We start from the raw sequence: 25,549 nt of genomic DNA, 5'->3' as shown, positions 1-25,549 counted from the left end.
TGGCGACATGGGGGGCAAACCATGGCTGATATACAAGTAACACAGGCTGAGATGGCCTATATCTCATCTCTGACACAACACCAATCTTCTGCTTCCAACAATACCCAACAGGGTGAGGAGGTGGAGGATGTAGCTGAGTCGATGAATCCTTTAACACTGGCCCAGCGTATGGGTGTTATCGCCAGTGATGAAGCGGAGTTCTCCTCACCTCAGCAGATGATTGCCTTTGCCAATCAACGGTTGCGGGATGAGCTACAAAAAGAGCTGCAGCGCGGTATGGGCAGCTATAAAAATGGTGAGGCTATAAATGCCTTCCAGGAGATGAATGGGGTCACAGATCCAGAACAGACCGCCAGTTTTATCGTCTCCCAAGCGGTGAGTTTCTTTGGAAACTACCTGGATAACCACAGCGATGAGAGCTTTGAGGATAACCTGGAAGGGTTCCGAACTCTCATCTCTGGGGCGATTGATAAAGGATTTTCCCAAGCACGTAATTTCTTGGGTGATGCAGTGAATGTCTTTGACGGTATCGAAGAGATGCTTGAAGAGACCAGAGAGCAGATTGATCATAAACTGGACCAATTCATGGAAGTCCAAATGCGTGATCAGCAAACGCCAACCAACGAACCGGTGGTGGACGAATAAGTGTTCATAGACACTTAACAAAGATAAAGAAGCGCCTCATGCGCGAAACCAAGAGGGCTTCAAAGGGTTTCCCTTTTCCCTTCATTTGGGGGGAGTTTCAGGACTGGCATGTTCCTGTTGCTCCCTTTTTTTTGTCCAAAATTTACACATGCAGTTAATGATATGTATGCAGAACCTGCCTTTCCCGTTGTCACTCTGCCTCTTTATTCATCAAATTTATGAAAGCTGCTTAAAAAAAAGCAGGCACTATTTTATGGATAAAGCTATAAATATCTTATAAAACAATGTATTAACGTTTGGCATGTCTTTTGATTTAGGATAAAGCGTACCCCAATTCTCAAACAGAGAAAGGTACGCGTGATATCCGGTTGCGCCGGACCCGTCAAAGGAGCATGACGAACATGATTAATCCTGCCGATACGCTAGATCCCGCCTCTACTTTCCCGCGGACTCCTCTACTCCGGGCAGAACTCGCTTCGCGTAGCGAACACACACTGCTCGTTCTCCTTCGTGGTGCTATCCTGACGGGCCTTGCACTGTATGGGGCGCTTGCGCTCTATCTTTTACCGGAAACCCTCACATTGCTGGTGGATGCCTTGTCTGGCTGACACGCATGCGTATGACGCCATGTGGGAATGGGCAAGATGTTGAATCAATCAGGCCCATTCCCACAGGGCGCGTTATACCCCTTGTTAAATAGCCCTTCTGACCGTGTAGTTCTTCAGTATACTATCCTTCATTGATCTGCTTAATCTCTGATATATCGAAATTTATGTATCATCTTGTAGATGGTAAAAGAACAGCATGACACCATGTGTGGCTTACAGGGGTGTGCCTAAGTCTGTGCATACCAAGCTTGTATAAAATGGTTTAATCCTAAATAAACGCACCATAGATCACATGCAGTATTCGACCCTCTGCCCAACTCACGCTATAATGCCGCCCTTATCTTTATAAAGCTCAGCCTTTAGGGGCTGTGAACCATAGGGAATGTCACCTCATTTCCAAAGAGAACGGAGTACAGCACCATGGCACAAGTCATTGACGGTAAGGCAATTGCACTATCGGTTCGAGAACAGTTAAAGGTTGAGGTAGAGCAACTGCAAGCTGATCATCAACTTACCCCTGGTTTGGCTGTGGTGCTGGTGGGTGAAGATCCAGCCTCTCAGGTGTATGTGCGCAATAAAAAGAAGGCGTGTGAAAATGCGGGTATTGCCTCTTTTTCTCATGAACTACCGGATACCACCTCTGAAGTGGATTTGTTGAACCTCATCGAGCAGCTCAATGGGGATGACAAGGTACATGGTATTTTGGTGCAGCTGCCACTCCCTAAACATATTGATGAGCAAAAGGTGTTGGAGGCAATCTCCCCAGCCAAGGATGCCGATGGTTTTCACCCCTATAACGTTGGCCGGTTGGCCACAGGTGATCCCACCTTTCAACCCTGCACCCCTTGGGGTGTGATGGAGATGTTGAAGGTGACCGGCGTAGACCCCAACGGCAAGCATGCGGTGGTTATTGGTCGTTCCAATATTGTGGGTAAGCCTGTGGCCCTGATGTTATTAGCCGCCCATGCAACGGTTACGGTTTGCCACTCCCGTACCCCAGATCTGGAAGCCACCGTCAAACGGGCTGATATTGTGGTTGCAGCGGTTGGTCGCGCCAAAATGGTCCCAGGAAGCTGGATTAAAGAGGGGGCTGTGGTGATTGATGTGGGTATCAACCGTGGTGAAGATGGCAAGTTGTGTGGTGATGTGGATTATGCAAGCTGCTTTGAGCAAGCTTCTGCCATTACACCCGTCCCTGGTGGTGTCGGCCCCATGACCATTGCCATGTTGTTAAAAAATACTGTAGAAGGTGCCAAGCGTAGCCGTGGTGTCGCCTGATTAAACAGCCCAGCCAAGGCTTGAAGAAGGTTCTGTTTTGCTAAAATAGAGAAATCGCTTCTCATCGACCTTGGCCACCCAGGTTGGATGGATCGATCTTAGCTTGGGATACTCTGTTTAAGTGTGGATTATAAAAACCCCTCACCGTTTGGTGAGGGGTTTTTTATGGTCGCTCTCTTAGCTTGGTAAACTTTGAAAGCCAGGGGAGATTTGGTGGTAAAGTAGACATACACCAACCTATTAACCAACAGGAGCAGGGTTATGACCATTGCCACATGGGTCGCGCAAATTATTGGTCCACTCTATCTGATGGTGGCATTGGGTATGGTCCTAGACCCAAAACGGTATCAGGAACTGATTGAGATCTTTTTAGAAAGCCCTGTATGGACCTATATGGGGGGGGTGGTGGCGCTAAGTTTTGGTCTGGTTATAATCAATATCCATAACGTATGGGTACTGCAATGGCCTGTGTTGATTACCATCCTAGGTTGGCTGGCTCTGTTTAAAGGTGCCATGCTGATCCTCTATCCTGCACCTGTTCTACGTCTGTCCAGATCTTGGTTTACGGAACCTCATGATCTGTTGATGGTGGCGATTGGGGCAGGGAGCTTTGGCCTGTTGCTGACTGTCTTGGGGTATGCTTAAACGCGGTGTTATCCCAGAGATCGCCCCAGCAGCACCCTCCGTATCCTAAGGGTCACGCCGATTGGCCATTGGCTTGGCTAAAGGAATGGTGAAAAAGAAAGAGGAGCCTTGTCCCACATGGCTTTGCACCCAAATTTTTCCACCATGCATCTGCACAAAACTTTCACAAATGGCCAAACCCAGGCCGGTTCCTTTGGTTTTTCGGGTAGATGAGTTATCCAGTTGGCTGAAGAGTCTAAAAACCTGCTGAACCTGATCTTCAGGGATACCACAGCCACTATCTGAGACGCAAAACTGCGCATAATCCTGTTTTTGTTGAATAGAGAGGGTAATGGAACCTTGCTCGGTAAATTTTATGGCATTACCCATCAGGTTGATTAAGACCTGTTCAATACGCTGTGGATCGGCCTGAATAAGACAAGGTTGTTCCTGTTTATCAATAAGTTTTAGTCCCTTATCTTCAGCTTGAGACTGGATGGCTTCAAAAGCTTTTTCAACCAAGTGACGACTCTCAACAACTTGTAGAGACATCTCCATTTTACCGGCTTTGATTTTAGAAAAATCCAACAGATCATTCACCAAAGAGAGAAGGCGATCACCATTCCTAACCGCAGTAGCAATCAGTTTGGTCGCTTTGTCTGGTAGCTTGCCTGCAACCCCACCATGGACCAATTTTAGACTGCCTAAAACTGATGTAAGCGGTGTTCGCAATTCATGACTCATGGTGGCAAGAAACTGATCTTTGGTCTGGTTGGCCTGTTCAGCAATACGACGGGCCTCTTTAAGTAGAACTTGCTGTTGGGTCAACGACTGGTTTTGGATAATGAGCTTTTGTTGATTGAGGCGTAGTTCCATATTAGAGATAACCTGGCGGCTTAATCTTTCCAGCGCCAGCTTTTGTTCATCGTTGAGATGTTTGGGTTGGTCATCGATCACACAGAGTGTCCCAATGGCATGATGACTGGGGGTAACCAGTTGTGCACCGGCATAAAAGCGTATGTTGGGTGCTTGTGTTACCAAAGGGTTATCATGAAAACGTTGATCCAGACGTGCATCCTCCACTTCAAAAATAGTCTCTTCTAAAATGGCATGGGCACAAAAGGCAATTTCCCGGCTGGTATGGTCAACATCAACACCAACTTTGGATTTGAACCACTGTCGCTCAGGATCAATAAGGCTGATTAAAGCAATCGGTACATCGCAGATATAGGCTGCCAATTGGGTTAAATCATCAAAAATTTGTTCCGCCTCGGTATCTAAAATTTGATAACGATACAGGGCATCAAGACGATGAAGCTCATCGGTTGGTGGTTTGGCGCTTTGCATAATGCTCTCCGTCCTTTAAAGGCTACAAATGGCCTTCATACAGACCCACGTCTGGATCGCACCCCGACGATAAAATGGGTATGAGGCATACAATATCATGTACGTGCTCCATACTCATGCATAGTAGGACAACCATGTACCAACAGATGTTCCTGAGTTCTTTATAGAGATGGGCCAACTCTAAGCGCTGACAATGCTTAAGTTATACAAGCGTTGGTACCCCCCAAAAATGGTGTGGTGATCAGGGCCAGTACGGAAAAACAACGATAGGCGGAAGTTGATACTGTATCGGGCAGGGGGTGGGTGCGCCAATGACCTAATTACCCAATGTTGACCATCAAGGCCGTGACTGTCGATAAGAAGACTGTATAAGTTTAAGCCCATTGACCGAACGGCATGGCACACAGGGTAAAAAAAACCGGGCTTGCATAGGCAAGCCCGGTTTTAATTAAATAACTGCGGTCAAGTGGATTACCACTCTCCATGGTCCACAATGGTACCACCAGAGATCCCAGCTTTCTCTTTAACCATCGCCTGCATCTGCTGGGCTTCGGTTTTAGAAGAGTAGGGGCCGAGCTTTAGGCGAATAAGGTCTTGCCCAGCCAGGGTCGTGGTCTCTTGCACCATGGGTAGGTTACCTTCAGCTTCACGCAGAGCGGCCAGTTTACGTTTGGCGCTGTTAACCGCGTTTTTGGAGGTAAAGGCCCCCAGTTGCACCATATAACCACTATCAACGCGGTGGTTGGCTATGGGGGTGGTCTGACGTTTTTTGCTAACACGGCGTGTTGTGGATCTCTTGTACTTGGTGCTCGCAATCTTTCTGGACTTTTTGGGTGTTGCTTGAACATGTTGGGCCGTGGCAATGCGGTGATTAACCACAATACTGGCCAAACTGGTCATCTCATGCACCATGGCATTCATACGTGCAGCCTGGTTTTTGTACTTAAATGGTCCAATACGTACCCGGTGGAAGAGACGCCCATCCACCATTTTCGCTTCACGGAAAACCGGAATATCCTGGGTTGGCCAATCCATGGTTTGAATTTTCATCTCCATATCTTCAGCCGCATCCGAGCTGGAGAAAGCAGCAACCTGTACCGAGTAACCACGGCGCTGTTTGCCTGTATAACTACGGTGCTGTTTAGCCGTTGCCACAGTATCCCGCACGGGGGGGACATGTTTGGCTAACATTTTGGTGGTGGTGATTTCATTGGGATGGCTGCGCTTGCGCACCATAATCCCATCCAGTTTTAGATCTTGGGCCAGTGCCTCCGTCAGCTCGGTGGCCTCTTGTGCACTGGCGAGGGGTCCAAAACGTACCCGATGATAAAGGCGACCATTAACCCGTGCTTTTTGGGTAACGACAGGCCATGTGCGTCCTTCAATCTTGCGTTTGGCCAGGATATTACGCTGGGCTTGTGCCACAGATGCTTTCATATGAGAAGCAACCTGAACAAAGATCAATCCACCCTTAGTCGTGGTAAAGGATTGTTCATCTTCAGCAATCATCTCATCACTTCTTGGGGCAGGAGGTGCCGTCGCTGTGATCAGATCATGTGAGGCGGTAGCTTTTTGAAATGCTGTTTGGGGTGATGCCCTATGGGGAATAATCTCGCCAGCATTAGGTTTAAGCAACATTTCGTCAGCACGCAGCTGTGTACTGCGGTAGCGCTCTTTATTGGCTTGTAGACGTTGCTCTAAACGGCTAACCCGTTTGGCATTTTGGGTTTTATCTACCGTTTTGGCCACCGTTTTGGCCACCGTAACCGGTTTGGTTTTCTCTGTGGTCTCAAGTTTGGTTACGGAGTCGCGCTGTTTAACCAGCATGCGTACCCGCTCTTCCAAAGAGGCAATCTTTAAACGGGAATTGGCATATTCCGCCAATTCACGCTTGGTATTGCGGAGTTCCTGACGTGTTGAAACCAGTTCGGTCTGGGTCTGTTTCAGATCCTGTTCCAGTTTCTGCATCTTACCCTGTTTGCTACCTAACGCAGCGGTTGCTTGGTCATGCTTTTGCGCAACCTCTGCCAACTGTTGGCGCAACATACCCATAGCGGCATCATTGTCCAGTTGATCCAGAACCGCTCGAGTGCGCTCGGCAGGATTTTTACGCAGGGTCTCCGGTGCGGGAGAGACCAAGGTTAGATCTTCAGGGGCTTTAATCTCTGGAACCGTATTAATGGGGGCTTCCTGCTCCAAGACAAAGGGTTGGGCTGGCTGTAGCTCAACGGTTTGGAAAGGTGAGTCAGGTGCTTGGGTAAACAGGAACCAACTCATGCCAGCACCCATGACAATACCCACTACAGCAGCCGCTCGGAGCAGTGGACTACTACGACGCTTTTTAGGTGTTACCTGGGCCATAGGGTCGTTGTTTTCATCCACATGATCCAACGGACGGCCAATGGTCTCATAGGCACGTCCTTGCTCTTCATCATGAAAAGCTTTCTCCTCCTGTAAGGCGTGGGCCAGGGAGGTGGCGGCATAGGAGTGATCATCACTTTCCAGTGCATCGGCCTGATCGGAGATATGGTCGGTTCGCTCGACACAGAGCTCATCATGCTGTGCAGGTTCATCCATGGAGGTATCCACTAAAATAGCCTCAACAGGCTGTTGAACGGTCTGCTCTTCAACAGCCTCATCTTCCATATGGGTCGCGGCCATTTTTTGACTGTGACCATCTGGATCATCCAGTAGATCCTCATGTTGCAGCTCAAGTAGAGCTTCTTCATGCATCTCAACGGGTAACGTACCATCCTCATCGTTATCCATTGTCTCCAGATCACTCTCATTGTGCTCGGGTGTGGCCTCTTCGGGTGTGGCCTCTTCGGGCACAGTTTCTTCAAGCAGGTGGGCTTCGACTTCAAGGTCGGTTGCCACCGTGGCGGTGGTCTCGTCCTGATAGTCCTCAGATACAGAGATCTCTACAGGTAAAGGCTCCTGAGATTCAATGGCTTCTTCAGAAGAGGCATCATGGGTAGAGATAACCTCTGGCTCACCCTCAAGACGTTTGGCTTCAATCGATGCCAAATCCAGGATGGGTAGCTCCTCTTCACGATGATCTTCCTGAAGATTCTCTTCGGGGCTGGAGATGATCAGATCATCCTCAGCATCTACCAAGAGATTCTCTTCGTTGGGATCTATAATGGCCAGATCCAAGGTGGAATCGTTGCTGGCGGTTACGTCACTTAATTCCATCACTGCTGGGGTAGCGCTAGCCTGGGTTACATCAGTCTGTTTTTCTTCCGCACTTTGGCGTTCCCACTGTTTCCAGCTCCCGGTCAGGACTTCGACCAGTTCAATGGTACTTGCATAACGCTCAGCTGGGCTACGTTCCAACGCACGTGCCAAGTGAGCATGAATGGCCAAAGGCAGCTGTGCATCTACGTGCAGGCTGGGTAGCTCTCCATGTACCAGTGCTTCCAGGTAGTCTTCGGTGGTAAAGGGTGCTTGACCGGTGAGCATGGTAAAGAGCACACCACCCAATGCGAAGATATCAGCCGCCACACCGGGCATATCGGCTTTTAGATCTTCATTCGCTTGGCGCAGCACATCATGGCTGGGAAGCTGATCCAACCATAAGGTTTGAATAATCTCCGGTGCGGTATAGCAGGAGATCAGTGTTGCGGGCTGAAGATCTTTACCTAAGCGGCGCCATGCGGGCAGCTGGCGGGCATAGCTCAGAGCGTGGTCGGTCAAGATAACCGACTCATCCGGGGTGATAATAATATTTTCCAGCTTTAAGCTCAGGTGTGGCAGGCCCGCATTGTGGGCCATATCCAGCGCCTCAGCCACGCGTTTGAGCATGGAAAGCGCTTTTCCAGGATCTACACGGCCATCTTTTTGACGCTTAAGCCACAGACCCAGGTGTTCACCCGGAACGTAGGGTGCTGTTATAAATTGACTGGCACTGGCCTGATCATAAGCATGATTGTACTTGGTATGCAGTACTGGATGTTTCAGACTTTTGAGTCGTTGGTAGCGCTGTTGGAACCAAACCAAAGCACTTTGATCACGGGTTAACTCCGCTGGGATCGGTTTGATCACCATTGGGGCATCCGTGAGCCGGTCTGTGGCCAAAAAGGTTAGGCCAAGGGGACCTTGATCCAACATGTCCCGAATGGTGTAAAGATCATCCACAATATGGGTGCCAATGTTCATAAGTTGCAATCCATTGCTGGTTGGCCTAGCCATGGTGTGGAACCGTGTCACATTGACGGGCGCCACGCCGCTACATACGCTGTAAATTTACAGGGTTTAACCCCTGCACTTTTTGTTCACCATCGAAATGTTGAAAAGTCGGTTGGTGAAATTCTCGTAAGCTGAGAGGTTGCATAATGGATGCCATGAGATCGATATTCCTAACGTTGTCTATGATCTTATTGATTTCACAGGCGTTTGCATCTTCTAACCAGTTGGCTGATACCCCCAGCGCCTACCTGCGTGCCCATGCCCAACAGCCGGTACATTGGCAGGTGTGGAATGAAAAAACCTTGGCACGTGCCAGAAGAGAGAATAAACCCATCTTTCTCTCCATCGGTTATGCCTCCTGCCACTGGTGCCATGTCATGGCTGCAGAGAGTTTTTCTGATCCTGCTGTTGCTAAGATATTGAATGAACACTTTATTAGTATCAAAGTGGACCGGGAGCTTAGGCCAGATCTGGATGCCCACTTTTTAGATATGTTACGGCAACTTAACCAAGGTATTGCCGGTTGGCCGGCAAACCTGTTCCTAACACCGGATTTGCAGCCTATTTATGGGGGGGTCTACTTTCCCCCCAAACCCCGTTATGGCAAACCCTCCTTTACGCAGGTCCTGCATACCTTGGCCAAGGTATGGCAGAAGGATGGCGCCCAGCAGTTTCGTCAAAGTGCCTCAACCATTGAAAATAAACAGGTACAAAAGGGTCAACGTAATTTGACCCAGTTGCGGGAACGCACCCTTAAGTTGTGGCAAGCAGCCTTTGATGGTGTTCATGGTGGTTTTGGTGATCGATCCAAATTTCCCCGTCCTTCTCTGATGCGTTTTTTATTGGATGAAGCCCGTTTTGCGGAAAATACCGCAGCCCGAACCATGGTGGAAAAAACCTTGGCCAATATGGCCATTGCCGGTGTTCGAGATGTCGCAGGGGGGTTATTTCATCGCTATGGGGTGCAGGCCAGTTGGAGCCCCCCCCATTTTGAGATCATGCTGTATGACAATGCCCAGCTGGCACGTCTTTATCTAAGAGCGGCCAAAGCGCTGCAAGCTCCCGCGGCTAAACGGGTAACCCAGCGTCTTTTGGATGCCCTACTCAGAGATATGCGTCTGCCGAATGGCTGTTTTGCGGCCTCTTTTGATGCGGTGACCAAGCAGGGGGAAGGCACCTTTACCACCTGGACAGAACAAGAGATTGATCTGTTATTGGGTGCTCAGGCCGATGAGTTTAAAGAGCAGTGGTTGGATCCGTTTCAGATACCAGTGGAAGAGCGTTTGGTGGTGGCTTACCAGCCAATTGAGCGTTTAAGTACGGTGGCACAATTACAAAAACGTTGGTTTACCACCTGGGAAAAACTACGCCTTAGCCGTCAAAGCCGCCCCAAAGCTAAGCGCTATGATCAGCTTAATGTGACATGGAATGGTATGGCCATTACCGCGTTAGCAGAAGCGGCCCAGTGGTTGGATCAACCCGCGTATGGAGAGGCTGCCAAACAGTGTCTTAATCAACTGCTCAGCTACCGTGCATCCAGCGAGGGTTTGCGCCATATCTATGATGGTCACCAAACTGGAGATGTTGGGTTTGCCCAGGATCATGCAGCCCTGTTGCAAGCGTTATTGGCCATGTATGGGTGGGATCATCATGCCCAGTGGTTGTTAACCGCCGAAAAGGTGGCCGCAGAGCTTTTACACGCCTACCAAGTCACACCACAGCACCCCATCCAAGAGCGGCCTTTGTCTGTAAAAAGTCCTCTTCCACCCCGGCATCCTATTACTGACGACCCCGAACCTTCTTTAAATGCCATGGTGGTGGAGTCGTTGTATCGGCTCTCTGGCTATACAGGCACTACCAAGTGGCAAGAGAGAGCGGCGGCCATTTTTAAAGCACTACAAACCCATAGCCAGGTGCAAAATGGTCATGCGCCAGCGTTGCTCAGCAGTCAGTGGCAAGCACCGGAGCAGCGTTTGGAGGTCGCCATTATTGGAAAACGGGGTGCTAAGGATGTGCAGCAGATGCGCGATGTGGCCAAAGAAAAGGGCCATGTGGGTATGGTGCTCACGTTCCATGATCCGGCAGAGCATGTTGAAGCTGATTGGCCTGTGCTGTTTAAGCCCATGTTAGCGGATAAAGCCACCGGTTTTGTCTGTCGTGCCCTGCGTTGCTTACCGCCAACTACCGATCCCAAAGAGCTGGCCAAACAGATGCAAACAGATATTCTTAGAGAGAAGACAAAGTAGCAGCCGTGCAATGGGTCAGCCAAGGTTCGCTCCTTGGTTGGCGACACGGCCAGAGGGATCAGGCAACCACCACCGTATGTGCGACAAGATGTCTAAATGGTGCATGGGTTTGTTGTGGGCCCATGCACCCTATCGCATGGGTACCCCCCCTTATGCATCCGACACCACTCCCCCTGCATACGCATTAAATCTGATCTGTAACTTGTAGATCATTTAAGTGAAGTTGTTTTTCAATCCGTTGTTTCATGGTGCTTGCCTGCTGTTTGTTAAAAGGACCAACATACACACGTTGCATTTGGCCATTAAATACAGGGGTTATGGTGACGGTTGAAGTGGGGGTGCCGGTCATGTGGATCACCTTTTCAGCAATCTGTTGTGCCTGGAGCAGCTCTGTATAAGAGCCGAGATAGGTATAAAAAACAGCTTGATCGAGAGGGTTTGCTACCGTGGGTGGTCGATCCAGAGGGAGAACCGGTTCCGAAGGGCTCGGGGCGGTCAGTGTTGCAACCGGTTGTGTTAAAAGGTCCTGGGGAGTGGGTGTGTCAGAGGCTTGTACAATGGTTTTGCCGACACATTTTTTTTCATATTTTGTGACATGCTTTAAAAATGTTTGGCTCTTGGTCTTATGGTGCAATGCGCGCTGTTCCAAATTCTCTTCAGCCAGCATTTTTGCATGGGTGAGCAGATCAAACAGATCCTGAGCAAAAGGTTTTTTACCTTGTTGGTGGGTTAACAGTTTCAGTTCCAGTCTGTTCTTTAACGTTTCCAAGCGTGAAAGGGAGACCTTTAACTGTTGTAACGCCAGCTCATCCTGTTGCAGGTTCTGCTCCTGCATGGTGCAGAGCAACCGATCATTGGGTGATAATTTGTTTAATTGATAGATTTGTCCAATATGAGAAGAGTCCGGGATGGCATCAAAGGCCTCCATCATGGGGTTGGCCAGCGCATGCAAAGCCAACCCCATAGTGGAGACCACCATAAGCAAGGAGAAAAGCCACTTTTTGCATGGGTTTAACATTGAATTTCTCCTTGTGTAGATGGGTTAGAAATTATAATTAGCGCTGGCTGTAAAGGTCGTAATATCTGCTTGGCCTGTGGTTCCTGCATTCCCCACATTAATGACATGTTCCACTTCGGCTCTAAGTTTTATCTGATTGGAAATATCGGTTTCAGCCCCAATACCCAAAACAGGGGCAACCCTGGCATCTTTTGCAGAAGCACTTAAAGCATTGTAAGAAGCTTCAGCCACCACACGGGTGTACAAGCCACCACCTTTGATAAAAAGGGCGGTTTTTTCTGTCACTGGTAGTTTGGCCACCACTTGTAAACTGCCCCCAAACGCTTTGGCCTCGGCCACCACACCGCTAAAGTTACCTTTAATGTTGCCCAGGTGGTGGTAGGCAGCTTCAAGGGCGACATTTTTGTGGAATTGGTACCCCGCGTAGACTTTACCCGTCACATTACTGTCGTCATAGGAGGCCCCGGTTGTTTTGGGGTAGTTCTGTATTTGGCTAATACCTGCCCCTCCACCCAGATAAAAACCAGCATGGGCCAAAGGTGGCGCAACAAGCAGAAGTGTTGAACATGAAATGATAAAGAGTGGTTTTTTCATGGGCACGTTCCTTTATATAAAAGTATAGGAATAGTCACCCTTACTCATCGGATCATCATAGATACAACTAAAATAGTTTGTGTGGGTAGCCAAAAGGCATGAAATGTGGTTTAAGCTAAAAAGTTTAGGGATTAACCTAAGGCATGGTGATAGGGAGTGGTATGAGAGCGGTCTGTTCTTAATGGGGTGTATTGGCCCCACCTGTACGATAGCCTTTGGGGTCCAAATAGACCTGCTCAAAGCCACAGTGTTTAATGGCTTGAACCAGTTCGGTTTGGACCAGCTCCTCGTCTAAACGGTAGAGTTCCTCTTGCCCCAGTTCAATACGTGCCCGGTTACCCTCAAAGCGTACCCTAAACAGTTTGAACCCCGCCTTGCGTAACAGATTTTCGGCTTTTTCAACACGGTTTAGGTGGGTAAGGGTAATGGGGGTATGGGTAGGAAAACGTGAAGAGAGACAAGCCATGGCAGCTTTGTCCGCCGTAGGTAGCCCTAACTGATGGGAGCGTGCCCGAATAAGATCTTTCCCCCACTTCGCTTGTAGAAGGGGGGCATAAATACCCCGTTCCCGCGCGGCATCCATACCCGGTCGGTGGTCACCTAGATCATCCAGATTGGCCCCATAGGCGATGGCCCATTGCTGAGGATCATCCTGTTTGGCAAGGATTTGATCACACAGGTCAAACAGGGTGGTTTTACAGTGATAACAGCGATCCGGGCCATTGGCGGTAAAGGCGGGGTTATTCATTTCATGGGTGGGTTCCATGATCGATGTCGCACCAATCTGTTGGGCAAGCGCCTGGGCTTCCTGTTGCTCCTGAGCGGGTAAGGTGGGGGAGAGTGCGGTGAGCGCAATAACCCGATCTTTACCTAACAGGCGGACTGCCTCTGCCAACAGAAGTGTTGAGTCTACACCACCAGAAAACGCCACCAGCAGATGATCAAAACCGTTTAGTTGCGTTTCTAAAGCCTGCATCTGCTGGGGTGTAATGGTCATCTTATTTCTCAATCGTGAATGGTCAGTTCCTGGGGCGTAGCCGTGCCATCCTTAATGGTATAGCCGTTCATGTCCAAACGACCATCGGTCGCCAGAGAGACAATAAGGTAGAGTGCATCGGGATAGTGGGATTGATCCAGGTCCACAGCCGAGGGCTCTGCTGGTTCTGTGGGGTGGCTGTGGTAGATCGCCACCACCTCTTCCCCTTTTTCCCGTAAATTTTTAAACAATTGAATCTGTTCACTGGGGTCGGCCAAAAAACGGCGACTATCTGCCAGTGCATTGGTCATGGGGTGCCAGTGACGGATCTCTTTACCCTGGCCGGAGAGTATGCCCACACACTCTTCAGGTTGGCAGCGCATCGCATGGCTAAGAATCTGGTTAACGATGGGTCGAGGGATATCCCACATGGTTTGCTTTACCCTTGTTTAAGTGGCGATTGTACAGAGTCGTTTTAAGTGTCAACAAGTCACAAGGTAGACGAGGGGTTTAAGGGCCTGGTATCTGCTTCATGCCCTGGGTATACCCCTTAATCGATCATCTTTTAACATAGCGCATGGCCCGGTGCCTGGTTCAGTGATAAGGGTACCGTTGTATGGTATCCCTCACCCTTATACCGCATCTTGCCCATATGCCGATGTACACACCATGGTGTATCAAAGGGTCTTACACATAGGTCGGGGTCAGATAGACGGTATACGATGATTTTTGCGTCCAAAGCCATTTCCTGTCATGATGCGGCAGTAGGCCGTAGGAGTAAACGGGCAAGTAATAAAAAATGGCCACTCATGGGGTTGTGCATGAAAGCCTACCTTCAGCGGATCAATCGAGAAACCGATGTGGTCTGGTACTATGCCATCCAGATTCAACCCGATCTGTTGGGTCGGTGGCATGTCATACGAGAGTGGGGTAAAACCGGCTCTCCCGGTACCGTGCGCCGTAATCCCTATGAGACCCATCAGGAGTCTGTCGAAGCCCTTATGCGACTGCGGGACGATCTGACCAAGCGTGGTTATAAGGTTGTGATGCAGGAAGGGTTGTCTGGACCTATTGTTGATCGAATTCAAGCGGAGCGTTCCGATGACGGTAATTCATGAGATCCTGGAGACAGGACCCTTACAGGTAAACTGCCACATTCTGGCGGCATCGGAAGGGGAGGATGCACTTTTAATTGATCCAGGTGGGGATGCCGGGGAAATTCTACGTCATCTAACCCGTTTGGGGTTAAAAGTGGCCCATATTGTTAACACCCATGGTCACTTTGACCATATTGGGGCGGTGCATGAGTTAAAGCGTGCCTCGGGCTGTGAGTTTTGGTTACACCCGGAAGATCAGTTCCTGGTAGACAATGCACCCAGCCATGCAGCCCGGTGGGGGTTGCCTTTTGGCCCAGCGCCAGAGGTTGATCATAACCTGGAACATGGGCAAAGCCTGGAGCTGTGTGGTTTGAAGTTGGAGATTATCCATACACCGGGCCACACACCGGGGGGGTGCTGTATCCGTTGGGGTGATGAAGTGGCGGTGGGGGATACCCTGTTTGCAGGGGGGATTGGCCGTACCGATCTACCCGGTGGAGATCACGGTAAGCTCATTAAGAGTATCGAAACCCGTTTAATGAACCTGGAGGATGGCGTTGTCTGCCACCCCGGTCATGGCCCCTCAACCACGGTGGGGCAGGAACGTATGGGAAATCCATTCTTAAACGGTTGAAAATAAGCATCTATTCAATTGGATTATGGAAAAAGACTGTGGTCGATGAATCACAGTCTTTTTTTTATAAGTATTTCTTAGTTTCGATAAAGATTTTATTACATTAAGTTTATTAGAAAATGCTTGATCACGTGTAAAAAGAGGCTTAATCTAAGATAAATCGCTTTGAGTGATGCCCTGTATTTAGACCATATTGGGGCATGTGTTTAGGGGTCAGAATGATTGGTAGCCCATTGATATTTTTTCGCTCCTTTTAGGGTCGGATGCCATGGTTACTACCTACGACTTTTGAAGGGGCTTTCACCATCTTTTTTTTGGCATGAAAGAAGGAGAAGGCAGATGAAACGAGGTCTGGCTATTTTAGGATTGGCGGCACTGCTGGGTAGCGGTATGATGATGGTACCCAAAGATGCAGATGCTTGGTGGGGTAATTGGTGGCCTGGGAACTGGTTCAATGGTCCTGGTTGGGGTGGTTATCCCGGCTGGGGCGGATATCCCGGCTGGGGTGGTTACCCAGGTTATTCTGGATATGGTTATCCAAGCTACTATGGCTATGGATATCCTGCTTATGGTTACGGTTGGCCCGGCTACGGATATGGCTGGAGCAGCAATGCTTCGGAGAGCGACAGTAAATAGGACCGAACCGTCTGATCAGCAGCCTTTATGGCACCGAATCAGACATCTAACTGGTAGGAACCCATGCATGTCCTAGTGAGATGCATGGGTTTTTTTTTGAGCTGTGGAGCACCTTACCCATAGTTGGATGGTGCGTAGGTTTCGTTGCCTGCCTGTATCCATGCTGTGACCGGAATATGATTCTGATGCAGAATGGCCCGTAGGGGCATTTCATCGACAGGTCCATGCTGTTTGGCCAGTTCAAAACGGCACAACTTATCCCGGGTGGGAATCATCACCCCCACCCAACGGCTATCCAGCATGGCCGCAGGGGTTAGGCTAATGCGTGCACGCGGCGGCTCGGGACCTCGGGTCGCTACACAGCGCACATGGTCTGGAAACTCAAAAGGCTGTTCATCCCCTGGAAAAAGGGAAGCCATGTGATCTTGAGATCCAAAACCCAGCAAGGTGGCATCTGCGGGCCATGGAAACTTTTGGAGCTGTTCACAGGCACGCAAGGCTGCCATGGCTGGATCACACATGGTGGTGACCAATGGAAGAAGATTGGCTTTAGCCGCACCTTGGCGCAAAAAAAGTTGGCGCAGCTGGCGCATGTTACTTTCAGGGGCGTCTGCTGGGACCAGACGTTCATCCGTCAATGTAACGGTGACTTTTTCCCATGGTAGATCCTGCTGACACAGATGGTGAAACAGACCTCTGGGTGAACGTCCGCCGGGTACAATCAACCCCGCAACACCACGTTGATCAATGCCACGTTTTAAACGCATGGCAATGGTTTCCGCCAAGGCTGCGTCACCTTGGTCCGCTGTGAGAAAACGCCGTTCTGTCAAACAGGTGGGTAGAGTCATGTACCGTTTCTGTTGCCTCTGCATTCCAAGCATATAAAAAAGGGGCTGCCTCTTTTGTAATAAGAAGCCACCATAGACCGTTCCTGCCTTAACTGATAGATGGAAAGGGGGGAGTTTTACCATTTTATGACGGTTCTGGAAAGAACCCTCGAAGCACATAAAAAAAATATGCTGTAGAAAAACCAAGTTTAAGGTTTGAATCCCCCCCTGATTTCTCTAACATAATACCGGTGGTCTTAGATTAAGCTTAAGACCCCAAGCAGCACATATAAGCCATTTCAACCATGCAATACTGAGCAAAGGTGATCAGCAAGTGTCCAAAACGGCCATGGAACTGATACTGTTTACCCAGCCTACCATCCAAGCCAAACTGCTAATTGGCTATCTGGAGCAGGCTGTGGGGCGGGAATGTACGCTACAATCTGGAACCACACCGACAGCATTTACGGTGCGTTCCAGCCTGGGTAGTGTGTTATGGATATGGGATTGGCAGCAGAGTGGAGATAAAGAGCGTATTTTCTCCCTGTTGAGTAACCAAGATGGTGCCATTCCTCTGGTATTGCTGATTAACCTACCGGATGATATGAGCCTGGAACTGCGTGCTCTGCAGTCGGGTATTCGTGGTGTGGTCACGTATGAAACCCCCATTGAGCAGTTAATTAAAGCTTTGGAGTCGGTTGAACGGGGTGAGTTATGGTTCTCCCGCAAGACCCTGACCCGTGGTTTGATTGAACGTGGCCCCCAAAGTGGTAGTATGCCCAAACGCAACCAATGGCCCAATGGTATTACCTCGCGAGAAGCAGAAATACTACGTCTTATTACGGCTGGGTATAGCAACAAGCGCATTGCTTACGAACTGGGTATTAGCCTGCATACGGTCAAAGCCCATACCTATAATCTTTACCGTAAGATTGATGCCTCCAACCGTATGGATGCTGCCAATTGGGCGGAAATGAACCTTTGGAATCAAAGTTAATACCTTGCATCGCTGTACCATGGGTGGAACCCTTGGGCCGTATTCATCATGGTTGGCCAGGAGCCCCAGTTCATGACCTATGAGATCTATTTGAAAACCGTTATCGAAACCATCGCCCAGGTAATGGCCCAACGGGGTGAAAAACCTTTGACCATTGAAGGTGAAGACTCTGTACGGGATAAGGTTGTATTGGACTCCTTTGAGTGGGCTGAAGTCGCCATTAAGCTAGAGATGATCCTGGGTAAGGATCCTTTTGATCTGATGCGTACTCAGAACAAAGAGATTTTTAAGGTCTCTGATATTGCCGCTCTTTTTAGCGAAGCTGAGTAGTACTCCCCTATGAATCTGTTGCAACAGCTGCCTGCTGCGGATCTTGATCCCTTTTTACACGATACCCAAGGTGTGCTTACCTACGGTGTTTTAAAAACCGAAGCACGGCGTTTGGCAGCAAGCTGGAAGCACTGGTGCGGGCAACGCATTGCTTTGCGCTGTGCCGAACCACGCTTGATGTTGCCGACCCTTGTGGCCTTGAATCATGTGGGGGCCTGGGTTTTTCTGTTATCTCCCCAAGCCAATGCTGAAAAACAGGCACAAACGCATGCCTGTATTGCCTGGGTGGATGGTGCATCAGGTCAAGTCCATGATCTGGTTAAACCGACATTAGATCCTCAGCCAGCTTCTACCTATCTTACCTTCTTCACATCAGGCTCTACCGGTGTGCCCAAAGCGGTGACCCATACTTGGCAATCCATGACAGGTCCTGTTCGTCAGCAGCCAGCCTTTAAGCAAACCCGCTGGTTGATGAGCTACCCCGGTTGGTTATATGCCGGTTTGCAAGTGATCTCTCAGGTTCTACTCAATGGCGCTCAACTGGTTGTTCCAGCACGATCGGAACCGCATCTTATTGCCCGGTTGATGGCCCAAAAAGCGGTCACACACGCCTCCGGCACCCCCACCTTTTGGCGACGCCTATTGGCCTTTGGTCAGGGGGGCGACTGGGGCCAAAGCGTGGAGCAGATTACCCTAGGGGGAGAAGCTGCAGATCAATCGGTTTTGGACGGTTTACGGGAACAGGTTGGGCCACAAACCCGGATTACCCATATTTTTGCCACCAGTGAACATGGCCGCTGTTTTACGGTGCATGATGGTTTGGCGGGATTTCCGACCCACTATCTGGATCAACCCACGGCCGATGGTGTAGAGCTGGCGGTACGTAAGGATCGGTTATGGATCCGGGCGGTCCATGGCATGGTTCGTTATGAAGGGGTTGAGGCACCAACGGAAGCGGGCTGGCGGGCCACCGGCGATTTGGTTGATATTCAGCAGAACCGGGTTCTCTTTTTAGGGCGGGAAGGGGATCTGCTCAATGTGGGAGGGCACAAGGTGTGGCCGGAGCGGGTAGAGTCGGCTCTGCGGGGTGTGGAGGGGGTTGTGGAGTTACGGGTTTTTGGACATCCCTCCAAGTTAACCGGTGTGGTCCCGGCGGTTGAAGTGGTCACCGATGGTGAGGCTGCTGAGGTGGAACAACGGTTAAGGAAAAGAGCCCATGGCCAACTTGAACCCTTTGAACGACCACGGCTGGTCCAATTTGTGGAACAGTTAACCACCAAAGAGAGTGGTAAAATGAGTCGCACCCCATCATGCGAATGAAACCTTCTGCTTAAGCCCTGTTTACTGGGGGTATCCATAGGGGGCAGGGGGGATAGGGCATGACATAATCCCAATGCCTTCATGGCATATGGTGTCCCCCATGGATCTGTGTAATATCCATAGTTTGTACCCTGTTAGGGATGATCAGCTTTCCCCTGCACCATCTGTGTTATGGGTTGTAAAAAGGCTGCAAAGCCCTGGGCATAGGCAGAGGTCTAAGCCCTTAGAACCGTTAAAAGATTAACTTTTTCATGCCTTGGAGCCTAACCATGACATCCGATACATCACCCGCATCCGTGACGCTGGTCAGTGGCGGCAGCCGTGGTTTAGGGCTGGCCATTGTGCAGGATCTGCTCATCAATAACCGGCATGTGGTCTCCTTTAGCCGTCGTGAGACCGATGCGGTCAAAGAGCTGGCAAATATCGACCCTCAGCGTTTTCATTTTTTGACCGGTGATCTTTCCAACCCGGAAGAGATGACCACGATGGTCGACCGGGTGGAAAAAGAGATTGGCCCCATCGAAGCGTTGATCAACAATGCGGCCGTTGCCCCAGATGGTCTACTGGCCACCATGGGTGATGAGATGGTGGAACAGACCATGGATATTAATGTAACCGGTACCTTGGCCCTGACCAAGCAGTGTATTCGCCGTATGATGCTACGTAAGCGGGGGCGTATCATCAATATCAGCTCGGTCATTGCTCAGCGGGGTTTTTCTGGTTTGGTAGCCTATGCAGCCAGTAAAGCAGCCATGGAGGGCGCCACCCGTGCCCTGGCTCGGGAAGTGGGCCGTGCAGGGATTACGGTTAATGCGGTTGCTCCAGGTTATTTGGAAACAGAGATGTCGTCCGGTTTGGGGGATAACCAACGGCAGCAGATCATCCGCCGTACCCCCTTGGGACGTTTGGGGGAGGTGGAGGATATCATTGGCCCAGTTCGCTTTTTCCTCTCCGATGAAGCGCGCTTTATTACCGGTCAAACCCTGGTGATTGATGGTGGTATGAGCTGCTGATTAAGAAAGCAGGATGACATAAAAAAAGGACCGGCAAAAAACCGGTCCTTTTTTTATAACCTGATCCTGAAGATGTGACTTAATACTTATCAGGAATGGCGGTTTGCTCACCTTTGGGTGGACGTACATAACCCAATGTGTTGGCTGTTCGCTGGGGCAGCTTAATGGCCTTAGGTGTCAGATCCTCATAAGGGATCATGGAGAGCAGGTGCGTGATGCAGTTCAGGCGTGCCCGCTTTTTGTCCTCACCATTGACCACATACCAAGGAGCCTGCTTGATATCGGTGTGGGCAAACATCTCATCTTTGGCTTTAGAGTACTCGACCCAACGCTGACGGGACTCCAGGTCCATGGGGCTCAGCTTCCAACGCTTAACAGGATCTTCCACACGTGCCTGGAAACGACGCTCTTGCTCATCATCACTGACTGAGAACCAGTATTTGATCAAAATGATGCCACTACGGACCAACATCCGTTCAAACTCGGGGCAGGAGCGCAAATACTCTTTATGCTCTTCATCGGAGCAAAAACCCATAACCCGCTCAACACCAGCACGGTTATACCAGCTACGGTCCAGTAGAACCATCTCACCGGCTGCGGGCAAATTGGCCACATAGCGCTGGAAATACCACTGGGTTTTTTCACGCTCGGTGGGGGTGCCCAAAGCAACCACTTTACAGATACGTGGGTTAAAGCGTTCTGTAATACGCTTGATCACGCCACCCTTACCAGCTGCGTCACGGCCTTCAAAAACCACAACGACCTTCAAGCCCTTGGCCTTGATCCACTCTTGCAACTTCACCAGCTCTACTTGCAGCTTAACCAGTTCACTTTCATAGAACTCTTTTTTAAGCTTTTTTCTTTTAGTAGGCTTTTCATCAATGGTGTTGGTGAGGGGCTCAGCCGCAAACGCTTCAGCTTTGGCCTTTTTATCTTTTTTGGACATCTGCATTTTCCTCCACATCGGTGGCGATCAGAACACATGATGGATGTTAAGAACTCTTGAAACAGTGTACGTCAATTAGACGCTGACGCCTATTCCTACTTCATCTTTTCGTCACTCTTTTCACAAAGATGAAACATTTTAAGCGATATCACTTCCACCTTACGTCCAATAATTAAGGGTGAACAGGGTTTATGCGTATCTTTCCTTCATTTACAGTCAAGGTTAGGTGGTCCCCATCACGGATGGTCCCAGCCAAAATAGCCTCGGCCAACAGATCTTGCACCCGGCGTTGGATCACCCGTTTTAAGGGGCGGGCGCCATAAATGGGGTCATAGCCCTCTTCAGCTAGGGTATGGCGTACGTGGTGATCCAGTTCCAGGGTGATGTTATGGCTCTCCAGCAATTTATACAGGTGGGCAAGCTGGATCTCCACAATGTTGTCCATATGCTCACGTTGCAGTGCATGGAACAGAATGGTCTCATCAATCCGGTTAAGAAACTCTGGGCGAAAGGCTTGTTTCAGTATCGCCATGACCTCAGCTTCCACCTGCTCAGGGTCACCACCCTGGGCGATAATGGGGGAGCCGATGTTAGAGGTCATAATAAACACGGTATTGCGAAAATCCACGGTGCGACCCTGACCGTCAGTCAAACGCCCCTCATCCAACACCTGCAACAGGGTATTAAAGACCTCTGGGTGGGCTTTTTCCACTTCATCGAGCAGTACCACACTATAGGGGCGTCGGCGTACCTGTTCGGTCAGTTGGCCACCCTCTTCATAACCCACGTAACCTGGCGGGGCACCAATTAAACGGGAAACCGCATGTTTCTCCATATACTCCGACATATCCAGTCGGACCATGGCCCCGTTATCATTGAATAAAAACTGGGCCAGTGCTTTGCTCAGCTCTGTTTTACCCACCCCGGTTGGACCAAGAAATAGGAAAGAACCAATGGGACGGTTGGGGTCCTGCAAACCTGCTCGGGCGCGACGTACCGCTCGGGCAATAGCCTCCAGCGCAGTATCCTGTCCCACAACCTGCTGGCGCAGGCGATCTTCCATTTTTAGCAGTTTCTCTTTTTCCCCCTCCAACATGCGGGCCACGGGTATGCCTGTCCAGCGGGCCACGACGGTGGCAATCTCCTCTTCATCCACCAACTCCCGAAGCAGGGTACTATCTTTGGCTTGAACGGCGGCCTCTTCGGCCATATTCAGGTCCGTTTCCAGCTTGGGTAGGGTGCTGTAACGTAGCTCCCCTGCTTTTTCTAGATGACCATTGCGCTCCGCCTGTTCCAGTTGTAGACGGGTTTGCTCCAACTTTTCTTTCAGTTGCCCCACATGCTGAATGACATCCCGTTCCTGGGTCCAGCGGATGGTAAGTGTGTGAGACTGCTCCTTAAGATCAGCCAGCTCAGACTCCAGTTTGGATAGGCGCTCTTTGGAAGCAGGATCTTTTTCCTTACTTAATGCGGTCTGTTCAATCTGTAGCTGTAGGATCTGTCGATCCAGGGTGTCCAATAACTGGGGTTTGGAGGTAATCTCCATACGAATACGGGCGGCGGCTTCATCCACCAGGTCAATGGCTTTATCGGGTAGAAAGCGATCGTTGATATAACGGTGGGAGAGGGTAGCTGCAGCGACAATGGCGGCATCGGTAATCCGTACTCCGTGGTGGAGTTCATACTTATCCTTGATCCCACGTAGGATAGATATGGTGGCCTCTGCACTAGGCTCCAGCACCTTGACGGGTTGGAAGCGCCGCTCCAGAGCGGGATCTTTTTCCACATGTTTGCGGTACTCATCCAGCGTGGTCGCTCCTACACAGTGTAGATCACCACGGGCCAAGGCTGGTTTTAATAGGTTGCCAGCATCCATGGCGCCTTCGGTCTTACCGGCACCGACGATGGTGTGCATCTCATCAATAAATAGAATAATCTGACCGGCGGCTTCTTGGACCTCTTTAAGCACGGCCTTTAACCGCTCTTCAAACTCTCCCCGATATTTGGCACCCGCCACCAAGGCACCCATATCCAGTGAGACAATACGTACGGTTTTTAAGGACTCCGGCACATCACCCCGTTCAATACGCAGTGCCAACCCTTCTACAATGGCGGTTTTTCCCACCCCAGGTTCACCAATCAGCACGGGGTTGTTCTTGGTACGACGGCTAAGAACCTGAATGGTGCGGCGGATCTCTTCATCTCGCCCAATGACGGGGTCCAATTTGCCGCTCTTGGCCAGCTCAGTCAGATCACGGGCATACTTCTCAAGCGCTTGAAAGGTGCCTTCAGGATCTTTGCTGGTTACCCGTTGACCACTGCGTACGCTCTTAAGGGCATCCAATATTTTTGAGCGGTTAAGGGCAAACTGACGGAACAAACCTGGCAGAGCACCCTCTTGCATTTCACTCATGGCCAGCAGGAAGTGCTCGGTGGAGGTGTATTCATCCCGTAGGGAGGCCGCCTCTTTTTCCGCGTCGCGCCACAAACTTTGTAAACGACGGGAGGGTAGGGTTTGTGCCGCACCATCTCCCCCGACACGGGGTAGGTTATCTACCGTGGCGGTGGTGGCTTGTGACAAGGCAGGTAGAGGTGCCTGCATTTTGGTTAATAAGGCAGGGATCAACCCATCTTTTTGCTGCAACATGGCCAGCAACAGATGTTCTGGTTCCACATACTGTTGGCCACGTTCAGCGGCCAAACCTACGGCACTGTTCAGGGCTTCGGCAGATTTGCTGGTCAGTTGTTCCTGTTGCATGGTTCCATCCTTTTATGGGGTGTGCTTCCATGCATTCAGATGGGTACGGCGAAAAGATTCTACAAGGGGGGCGTGGTGTTTTTGTTCGGGATGATGGTAAGGAAGTGGTACACCGTTTGCTTTTTTGATTGCTAGATCAAGGGGGTTGATATCCCCTTATGACCCCTTAGCCATAGGCCGATGACACCATGTCCCGTTCCCTACATATCGTCATGTACCACTACGTGCGCCCACTAAAGCACAGTCGGTACCCAGAGATTAAAGGTCTTGAAAAGGATGGGTTTTTAGGTCAGTTAGATTATATTCAGAACCACTATAATGTGGTCAGTATGCACCAGGTGGCTGAGGCGATGAAGGGGGGGGATCCGCTCCCGGAACAGAGCGCATTATTGACCTTTGATGACGGTTATCTGGATCACTACCTGCACGTTTTCCCACACCTGATGGATCGAGGTTTGACAGGTGCGTTTTTTCCACCTGTTTGTGCGGTGGACCGGCGGGAGGTGCTGGATGTCAACAAGATCCACTTTATTCTCGCCAGTGTTGAGCATAAAGATGCACTGGTAAGTGCGTTGAATGATGCCGTGAACGCGGCCCATACCTCCCATGCCTTAGAGAGCGTTGCCCACTATGAAGCGGCGTGGAAAAAGCCGTTCCGCTATGACACGGCTGAGGTGATCTATTTCAAGCGCATGTTGCAACATGTTTTGCCAGAAGATCTGCGTCAAAGCATCACCCACCGCCTGTTCAGCCAGTTTGTGACCACCGATGAAGCAGCTTTTGCCAATGAACTGTATGTTGATGCTGCCCAATTGAAGGTGATGATTGAGGCCGGTATGCATGTAGGGGGGCATGGTGATCAACACGATTGGTTAAACCACCAGGATGAAGCGGCTCAACGGGCGGATATTAAAAAAACCCGTACCTTTTTGGATACCCTGGGGGCGACCCAATCCCTCGCCAGTTTCTGCTACCCATATGGGGGTTATAATGCCACCACCCAACAGGTATTGCAGGCGTATGGTTTTGACATGGCGGTTACCACCGAACCTTTAGCGGTGGATTTTAACCGCGACACCCTACTGACACTGCCCAGACTGGATACCAACGCCCTACCCAGAAGTGGTCAAGCCACTTTTGTTGCGCAAGCCATAGAGAGATAAACCATGAATCAACAGACCATTGAAACCATTTTGGCCGACGCCATTACGGAACTAAACCGGCAGCTCCCCCCAGAGAACCATCTTCAGGGTGATCAGGCCGCGACCATTTTGGTTGGGGAAGGTGGGGTGTTGGACTCCCTCTCTTTGATCAATCTTTTTGTCGCGGTTGAAGAGCAGTTGGAGGAGCAGTTGGATCTCTCCCTCTCTTTGTTGGATGCCATTGCCGATGAGGCCAATGCTGACCATTTTCATACGCTGGGTAATCTAACCAACTGGCTCACGCAGCACGCCTAATGGATGAATC

Annotated in this window: 22 protein-coding genes; 13 read left to right on the top strand and 9 right to left on the bottom strand. The window is 50.2% G+C overall.

Annotated features, from left to right (window positions below):
* The first annotated feature begins 21 nt into the window (after positions 1 to 21).
* From V5T57_RS03605 to V5T57_RS03595, 3 genes are all read left to right on the top strand, one after another.
* Positions 22 to 645 carry a DUF5610 domain-containing protein gene (locus tag V5T57_RS03605; RefSeq protein WP_332889794.1) on the top strand — a complete coding sequence of 208 codons (624 nt, stop codon included), beginning with the start codon at positions 22 to 24 and terminating at the stop codon, positions 643 to 645.
* A gap of 1,028 nt (positions 646 to 1,673) precedes the next feature.
* Positions 1,674 to 2,531, top strand: coding sequence for a bifunctional methylenetetrahydrofolate dehydrogenase/methenyltetrahydrofolate cyclohydrolase FolD (folD, locus tag V5T57_RS03600; protein WP_332889793.1), 858 nt, complete (start codon positions 1,674 to 1,676; stop codon positions 2,529 to 2,531).
* Positions 2,532 to 2,792: 261 nt separating this feature from the next.
* Positions 2,793 to 3,176, top strand: a complete 384-nt coding sequence (locus tag V5T57_RS03595) for a hypothetical protein (protein WP_332889792.1) — start codon at positions 2,793 to 2,795, stop codon at positions 3,174 to 3,176.
* A gap of 45 nt (positions 3,177 to 3,221) precedes the next feature.
* Here V5T57_RS03595 and V5T57_RS03590 read toward each other — a convergent pair whose 3' ends face one another.
* Positions 3,222 to 4,502 carry a sensor histidine kinase gene (locus V5T57_RS03590; protein WP_332889791.1) on the bottom strand — a complete coding sequence of 427 codons (1,281 nt, stop codon included), beginning with the start codon at positions 4,500 to 4,502 and terminating at the stop codon, positions 3,222 to 3,224.
* 471 nt (positions 4,503 to 4,973) lie between these two features.
* Positions 4,974 to 8,660 (bottom strand): SPOR domain-containing protein, encoded by a 3,687-nt coding sequence (locus V5T57_RS03585; RefSeq protein WP_332889790.1) that lies wholly within the window; start codon positions 8,658 to 8,660, stop codon positions 4,974 to 4,976.
* A gap of 176 nt (positions 8,661 to 8,836) precedes the next feature.
* On the opposite strand from V5T57_RS03585, the gene V5T57_RS03580 reads away from it, so the two are divergent.
* Positions 8,837 to 10,936, top strand: a complete 2,100-nt coding sequence (locus tag V5T57_RS03580) for a thioredoxin domain-containing protein (RefSeq protein WP_332889789.1) — start codon at positions 8,837 to 8,839, stop codon at positions 10,934 to 10,936.
* 184 nt (positions 10,937 to 11,120) lie between these two features.
* Here V5T57_RS03580 and V5T57_RS03575 read toward each other — a convergent pair whose 3' ends face one another.
* The 4 genes from V5T57_RS03575 to V5T57_RS03560 all read right to left on the bottom strand — a co-directional run bounded on the left by V5T57_RS03575 (position 11,121) and on the right by V5T57_RS03560 (position 13,955).
* Positions 11,121 to 11,954, bottom strand: coding sequence for an SPOR domain-containing protein (locus tag V5T57_RS03575; protein WP_332889788.1), 834 nt, complete (start codon positions 11,952 to 11,954; stop codon positions 11,121 to 11,123).
* A gap of 24 nt (positions 11,955 to 11,978) precedes the next feature.
* On the bottom strand, positions 11,979 to 12,548 hold the full coding sequence (locus V5T57_RS03570; protein WP_332889787.1) for an outer membrane beta-barrel protein: 570 nt from the start codon (positions 12,546 to 12,548) through the stop codon (positions 11,979 to 11,981).
* A 178-nt stretch (positions 12,549 to 12,726) separates the two neighbouring features.
* Positions 12,727 to 13,545 carry an ATP-dependent sacrificial sulfur transferase LarE gene (larE, locus tag V5T57_RS03565; protein WP_332889786.1) on the bottom strand — a complete coding sequence of 273 codons (819 nt, stop codon included), beginning with the start codon at positions 13,543 to 13,545 and terminating at the stop codon, positions 12,727 to 12,729.
* Between the two features lie 8 nt (positions 13,546 to 13,553).
* Positions 13,554 to 13,955, bottom strand: coding sequence for a M67 family metallopeptidase (locus tag V5T57_RS03560; protein WP_332889785.1), 402 nt, complete (start codon positions 13,953 to 13,955; stop codon positions 13,554 to 13,556).
* 390 nt (positions 13,956 to 14,345) lie between these two features.
* On the opposite strand from V5T57_RS03560, the gene V5T57_RS03555 reads away from it, so the two are divergent.
* The 3 genes from V5T57_RS03555 to V5T57_RS03545 all read left to right on the top strand — a co-directional run bounded on the left by V5T57_RS03555 (position 14,346) and on the right by V5T57_RS03545 (position 15,891).
* A complete protein-coding gene (locus V5T57_RS03555; protein ID WP_332889784.1) occupies positions 14,346 to 14,642 on the top strand; it encodes a WGR domain-containing protein in 297 nt (98 codons plus the stop codon).
* Positions 14,626 to 15,255, top strand: coding sequence for an MBL fold metallo-hydrolase (locus V5T57_RS03550; protein ID WP_332889783.1), 630 nt, complete (start codon positions 14,626 to 14,628; stop codon positions 15,253 to 15,255). Before V5T57_RS03555 ends, V5T57_RS03550 begins: the two co-directional genes overlap by 17 nt.
* Before the next feature lie 339 nt (positions 15,256 to 15,594).
* Positions 15,595 to 15,891 carry a hypothetical protein gene (locus V5T57_RS03545; protein ID WP_332889782.1) on the top strand — a complete coding sequence of 99 codons (297 nt, stop codon included), beginning with the start codon at positions 15,595 to 15,597 and terminating at the stop codon, positions 15,889 to 15,891.
* A gap of 113 nt (positions 15,892 to 16,004) precedes the next feature.
* Here V5T57_RS03545 and pgl read toward each other — a convergent pair whose 3' ends face one another.
* Positions 16,005 to 16,739 carry a 6-phosphogluconolactonase gene (pgl, locus tag V5T57_RS03540; protein WP_332889781.1) on the bottom strand — a complete coding sequence of 245 codons (735 nt, stop codon included), beginning with the start codon at positions 16,737 to 16,739 and terminating at the stop codon, positions 16,005 to 16,007.
* A 313-nt stretch (positions 16,740 to 17,052) separates the two neighbouring features.
* Between pgl and V5T57_RS03535 the strand changes: the two genes are divergently transcribed.
* From V5T57_RS03535 to V5T57_RS03520, 4 genes are all read left to right on the top strand, one after another.
* Positions 17,053 to 17,715 carry a LuxR C-terminal-related transcriptional regulator gene (locus V5T57_RS03535; protein WP_332889780.1) on the top strand — a complete coding sequence of 221 codons (663 nt, stop codon included), beginning with the start codon at positions 17,053 to 17,055 and terminating at the stop codon, positions 17,713 to 17,715.
* A gap of 72 nt (positions 17,716 to 17,787) precedes the next feature.
* Positions 17,788 to 18,045: a hypothetical protein gene (locus V5T57_RS03530; RefSeq protein ID WP_332889779.1), complete on the top strand. Its 258-nt coding sequence runs from the start codon at positions 17,788 to 17,790 to the stop codon at positions 18,043 to 18,045.
* A gap of 9 nt (positions 18,046 to 18,054) precedes the next feature.
* The gene (locus V5T57_RS03525) at positions 18,055 to 19,365 is read left to right on the top strand and encodes a class I adenylate-forming enzyme family protein (RefSeq protein WP_332889778.1); all 1,311 of its coding nucleotides are present in this window, start codon (positions 18,055 to 18,057) and stop codon (positions 19,363 to 19,365) included.
* A gap of 269 nt (positions 19,366 to 19,634) precedes the next feature.
* A complete protein-coding gene (locus tag V5T57_RS03520; RefSeq protein WP_332889777.1) occupies positions 19,635 to 20,378 on the top strand; it encodes an SDR family NAD(P)-dependent oxidoreductase in 744 nt (247 codons plus the stop codon).
* Between the two features lie 79 nt (positions 20,379 to 20,457).
* Here the strand turns inward: V5T57_RS03520 and ppk2 are convergent, their stop codons facing one another.
* Both ppk2 and clpB read right to left on the bottom strand, forming a co-directional pair.
* Positions 20,458 to 21,324: a polyphosphate kinase 2 gene (gene ppk2 / locus V5T57_RS03515; protein WP_332889776.1), complete on the bottom strand. Its 867-nt coding sequence runs from the start codon at positions 21,322 to 21,324 to the stop codon at positions 20,458 to 20,460.
* Positions 21,325 to 21,496: 172 nt separating this feature from the next.
* Positions 21,497 to 24,082: an ATP-dependent chaperone ClpB gene (gene clpB / locus V5T57_RS03510; protein ID WP_332889775.1), complete on the bottom strand. Its 2,586-nt coding sequence runs from the start codon at positions 24,080 to 24,082 to the stop codon at positions 21,497 to 21,499.
* Positions 24,083 to 24,270: 188 nt separating this feature from the next.
* On the opposite strand from clpB, the gene V5T57_RS03505 reads away from it, so the two are divergent.
* Positions 24,271 to 25,245: a polysaccharide deacetylase family protein gene (locus tag V5T57_RS03505; RefSeq protein WP_332889774.1), complete on the top strand. Its 975-nt coding sequence runs from the start codon at positions 24,271 to 24,273 to the stop codon at positions 25,243 to 25,245.
* Between the two features lie 3 nt (positions 25,246 to 25,248).
* Positions 25,249 to 25,539: a hypothetical protein gene (locus V5T57_RS03500; protein ID WP_332889773.1), complete on the top strand. Its 291-nt coding sequence runs from the start codon at positions 25,249 to 25,251 to the stop codon at positions 25,537 to 25,539.
* The last annotated feature ends 10 nt before the right edge of the window (positions 25,540 to 25,549 follow it).

This window comes from Magnetococcus sp. PR-3, assembly GCF_036689865.1.
Lineage (GTDB): Bacteria > Pseudomonadota > Magnetococcia > Magnetococcales > Magnetococcaceae > Magnetococcus.
The sequence above is the reverse complement of the archived record's forward strand: the minus strand, read 5'-3'. Positions and strand labels throughout refer to the sequence as shown.

Bases quoted from the DNA above. Each gene is read 5' to 3' on its own strand.
- V5T57_RS03605 (WP_332889794.1), top strand. From the start codon at position 22: ATGGCTGATATACAAGTAACACAGGCTGAGATGGCCTATATCTCATCT.
- folD (WP_332889793.1), top strand. From the start codon at position 1,674: ATGGCACAAGTCATTGACGGTAAGGCAATTGCACTATCGGTTCGAGAA.
- V5T57_RS03595 (WP_332889792.1), top strand. From the start codon at position 2,793: ATGACCATTGCCACATGGGTCGCGCAAATTATTGGTCCACTCTATCTG.
- V5T57_RS03590 (WP_332889791.1), bottom strand. From the start codon at position 4,502: ATGCAAAGCGCCAAACCACCAACCGATGAGCTTCATCGTCTTGATGCC.
- V5T57_RS03585 (WP_332889790.1), bottom strand. From the start codon at position 8,660: ATGAACATTGGCACCCATATTGTGGATGATCTTTACACCATTCGGGAC.
- V5T57_RS03580 (WP_332889789.1), top strand. From the start codon at position 8,837: ATGGATGCCATGAGATCGATATTCCTAACGTTGTCTATGATCTTATTG.
- V5T57_RS03575 (WP_332889788.1), bottom strand. From the start codon at position 11,954: ATGTTAAACCCATGCAAAAAGTGGCTTTTCTCCTTGCTTATGGTGGTC.
- V5T57_RS03570 (WP_332889787.1), bottom strand. From the start codon at position 12,548: ATGAAAAAACCACTCTTTATCATTTCATGTTCAACACTTCTGCTTGTT.
- larE (WP_332889786.1), bottom strand. From the start codon at position 13,545: ATGACCATTACACCCCAGCAGATGCAGGCTTTAGAAACGCAACTAAAC.
- V5T57_RS03560 (WP_332889785.1), bottom strand. From the start codon at position 13,955: ATGTGGGATATCCCTCGACCCATCGTTAACCAGATTCTTAGCCATGCG.
- V5T57_RS03555 (WP_332889784.1), top strand. From the start codon at position 14,346: ATGAAAGCCTACCTTCAGCGGATCAATCGAGAAACCGATGTGGTCTGG.
- V5T57_RS03550 (WP_332889783.1), top strand. From the start codon at position 14,626: ATGACGGTAATTCATGAGATCCTGGAGACAGGACCCTTACAGGTAAAC.
- V5T57_RS03545 (WP_332889782.1), top strand. From the start codon at position 15,595: ATGAAACGAGGTCTGGCTATTTTAGGATTGGCGGCACTGCTGGGTAGC.
- pgl (WP_332889781.1), bottom strand. From the start codon at position 16,739: ATGACTCTACCCACCTGTTTGACAGAACGGCGTTTTCTCACAGCGGAC.
- V5T57_RS03530 (WP_332889779.1), top strand. From the start codon at position 17,788: ATGACCTATGAGATCTATTTGAAAACCGTTATCGAAACCATCGCCCAG.
- V5T57_RS03525 (WP_332889778.1), top strand. From the start codon at position 18,055: ATGAATCTGTTGCAACAGCTGCCTGCTGCGGATCTTGATCCCTTTTTA.
- V5T57_RS03520 (WP_332889777.1), top strand. From the start codon at position 19,635: ATGACATCCGATACATCACCCGCATCCGTGACGCTGGTCAGTGGCGGC.
- ppk2 (WP_332889776.1), bottom strand. From the start codon at position 21,324: ATGTCCAAAAAAGATAAAAAGGCCAAAGCTGAAGCGTTTGCGGCTGAG.
- clpB (WP_332889775.1), bottom strand. From the start codon at position 24,082: ATGCAACAGGAACAACTGACCAGCAAATCTGCCGAAGCCCTGAACAGT.
- V5T57_RS03505 (WP_332889774.1), top strand. From the start codon at position 24,271: ATGTCCCGTTCCCTACATATCGTCATGTACCACTACGTGCGCCCACTA.
- V5T57_RS03500 (WP_332889773.1), top strand. From the start codon at position 25,249: ATGAATCAACAGACCATTGAAACCATTTTGGCCGACGCCATTACGGAA.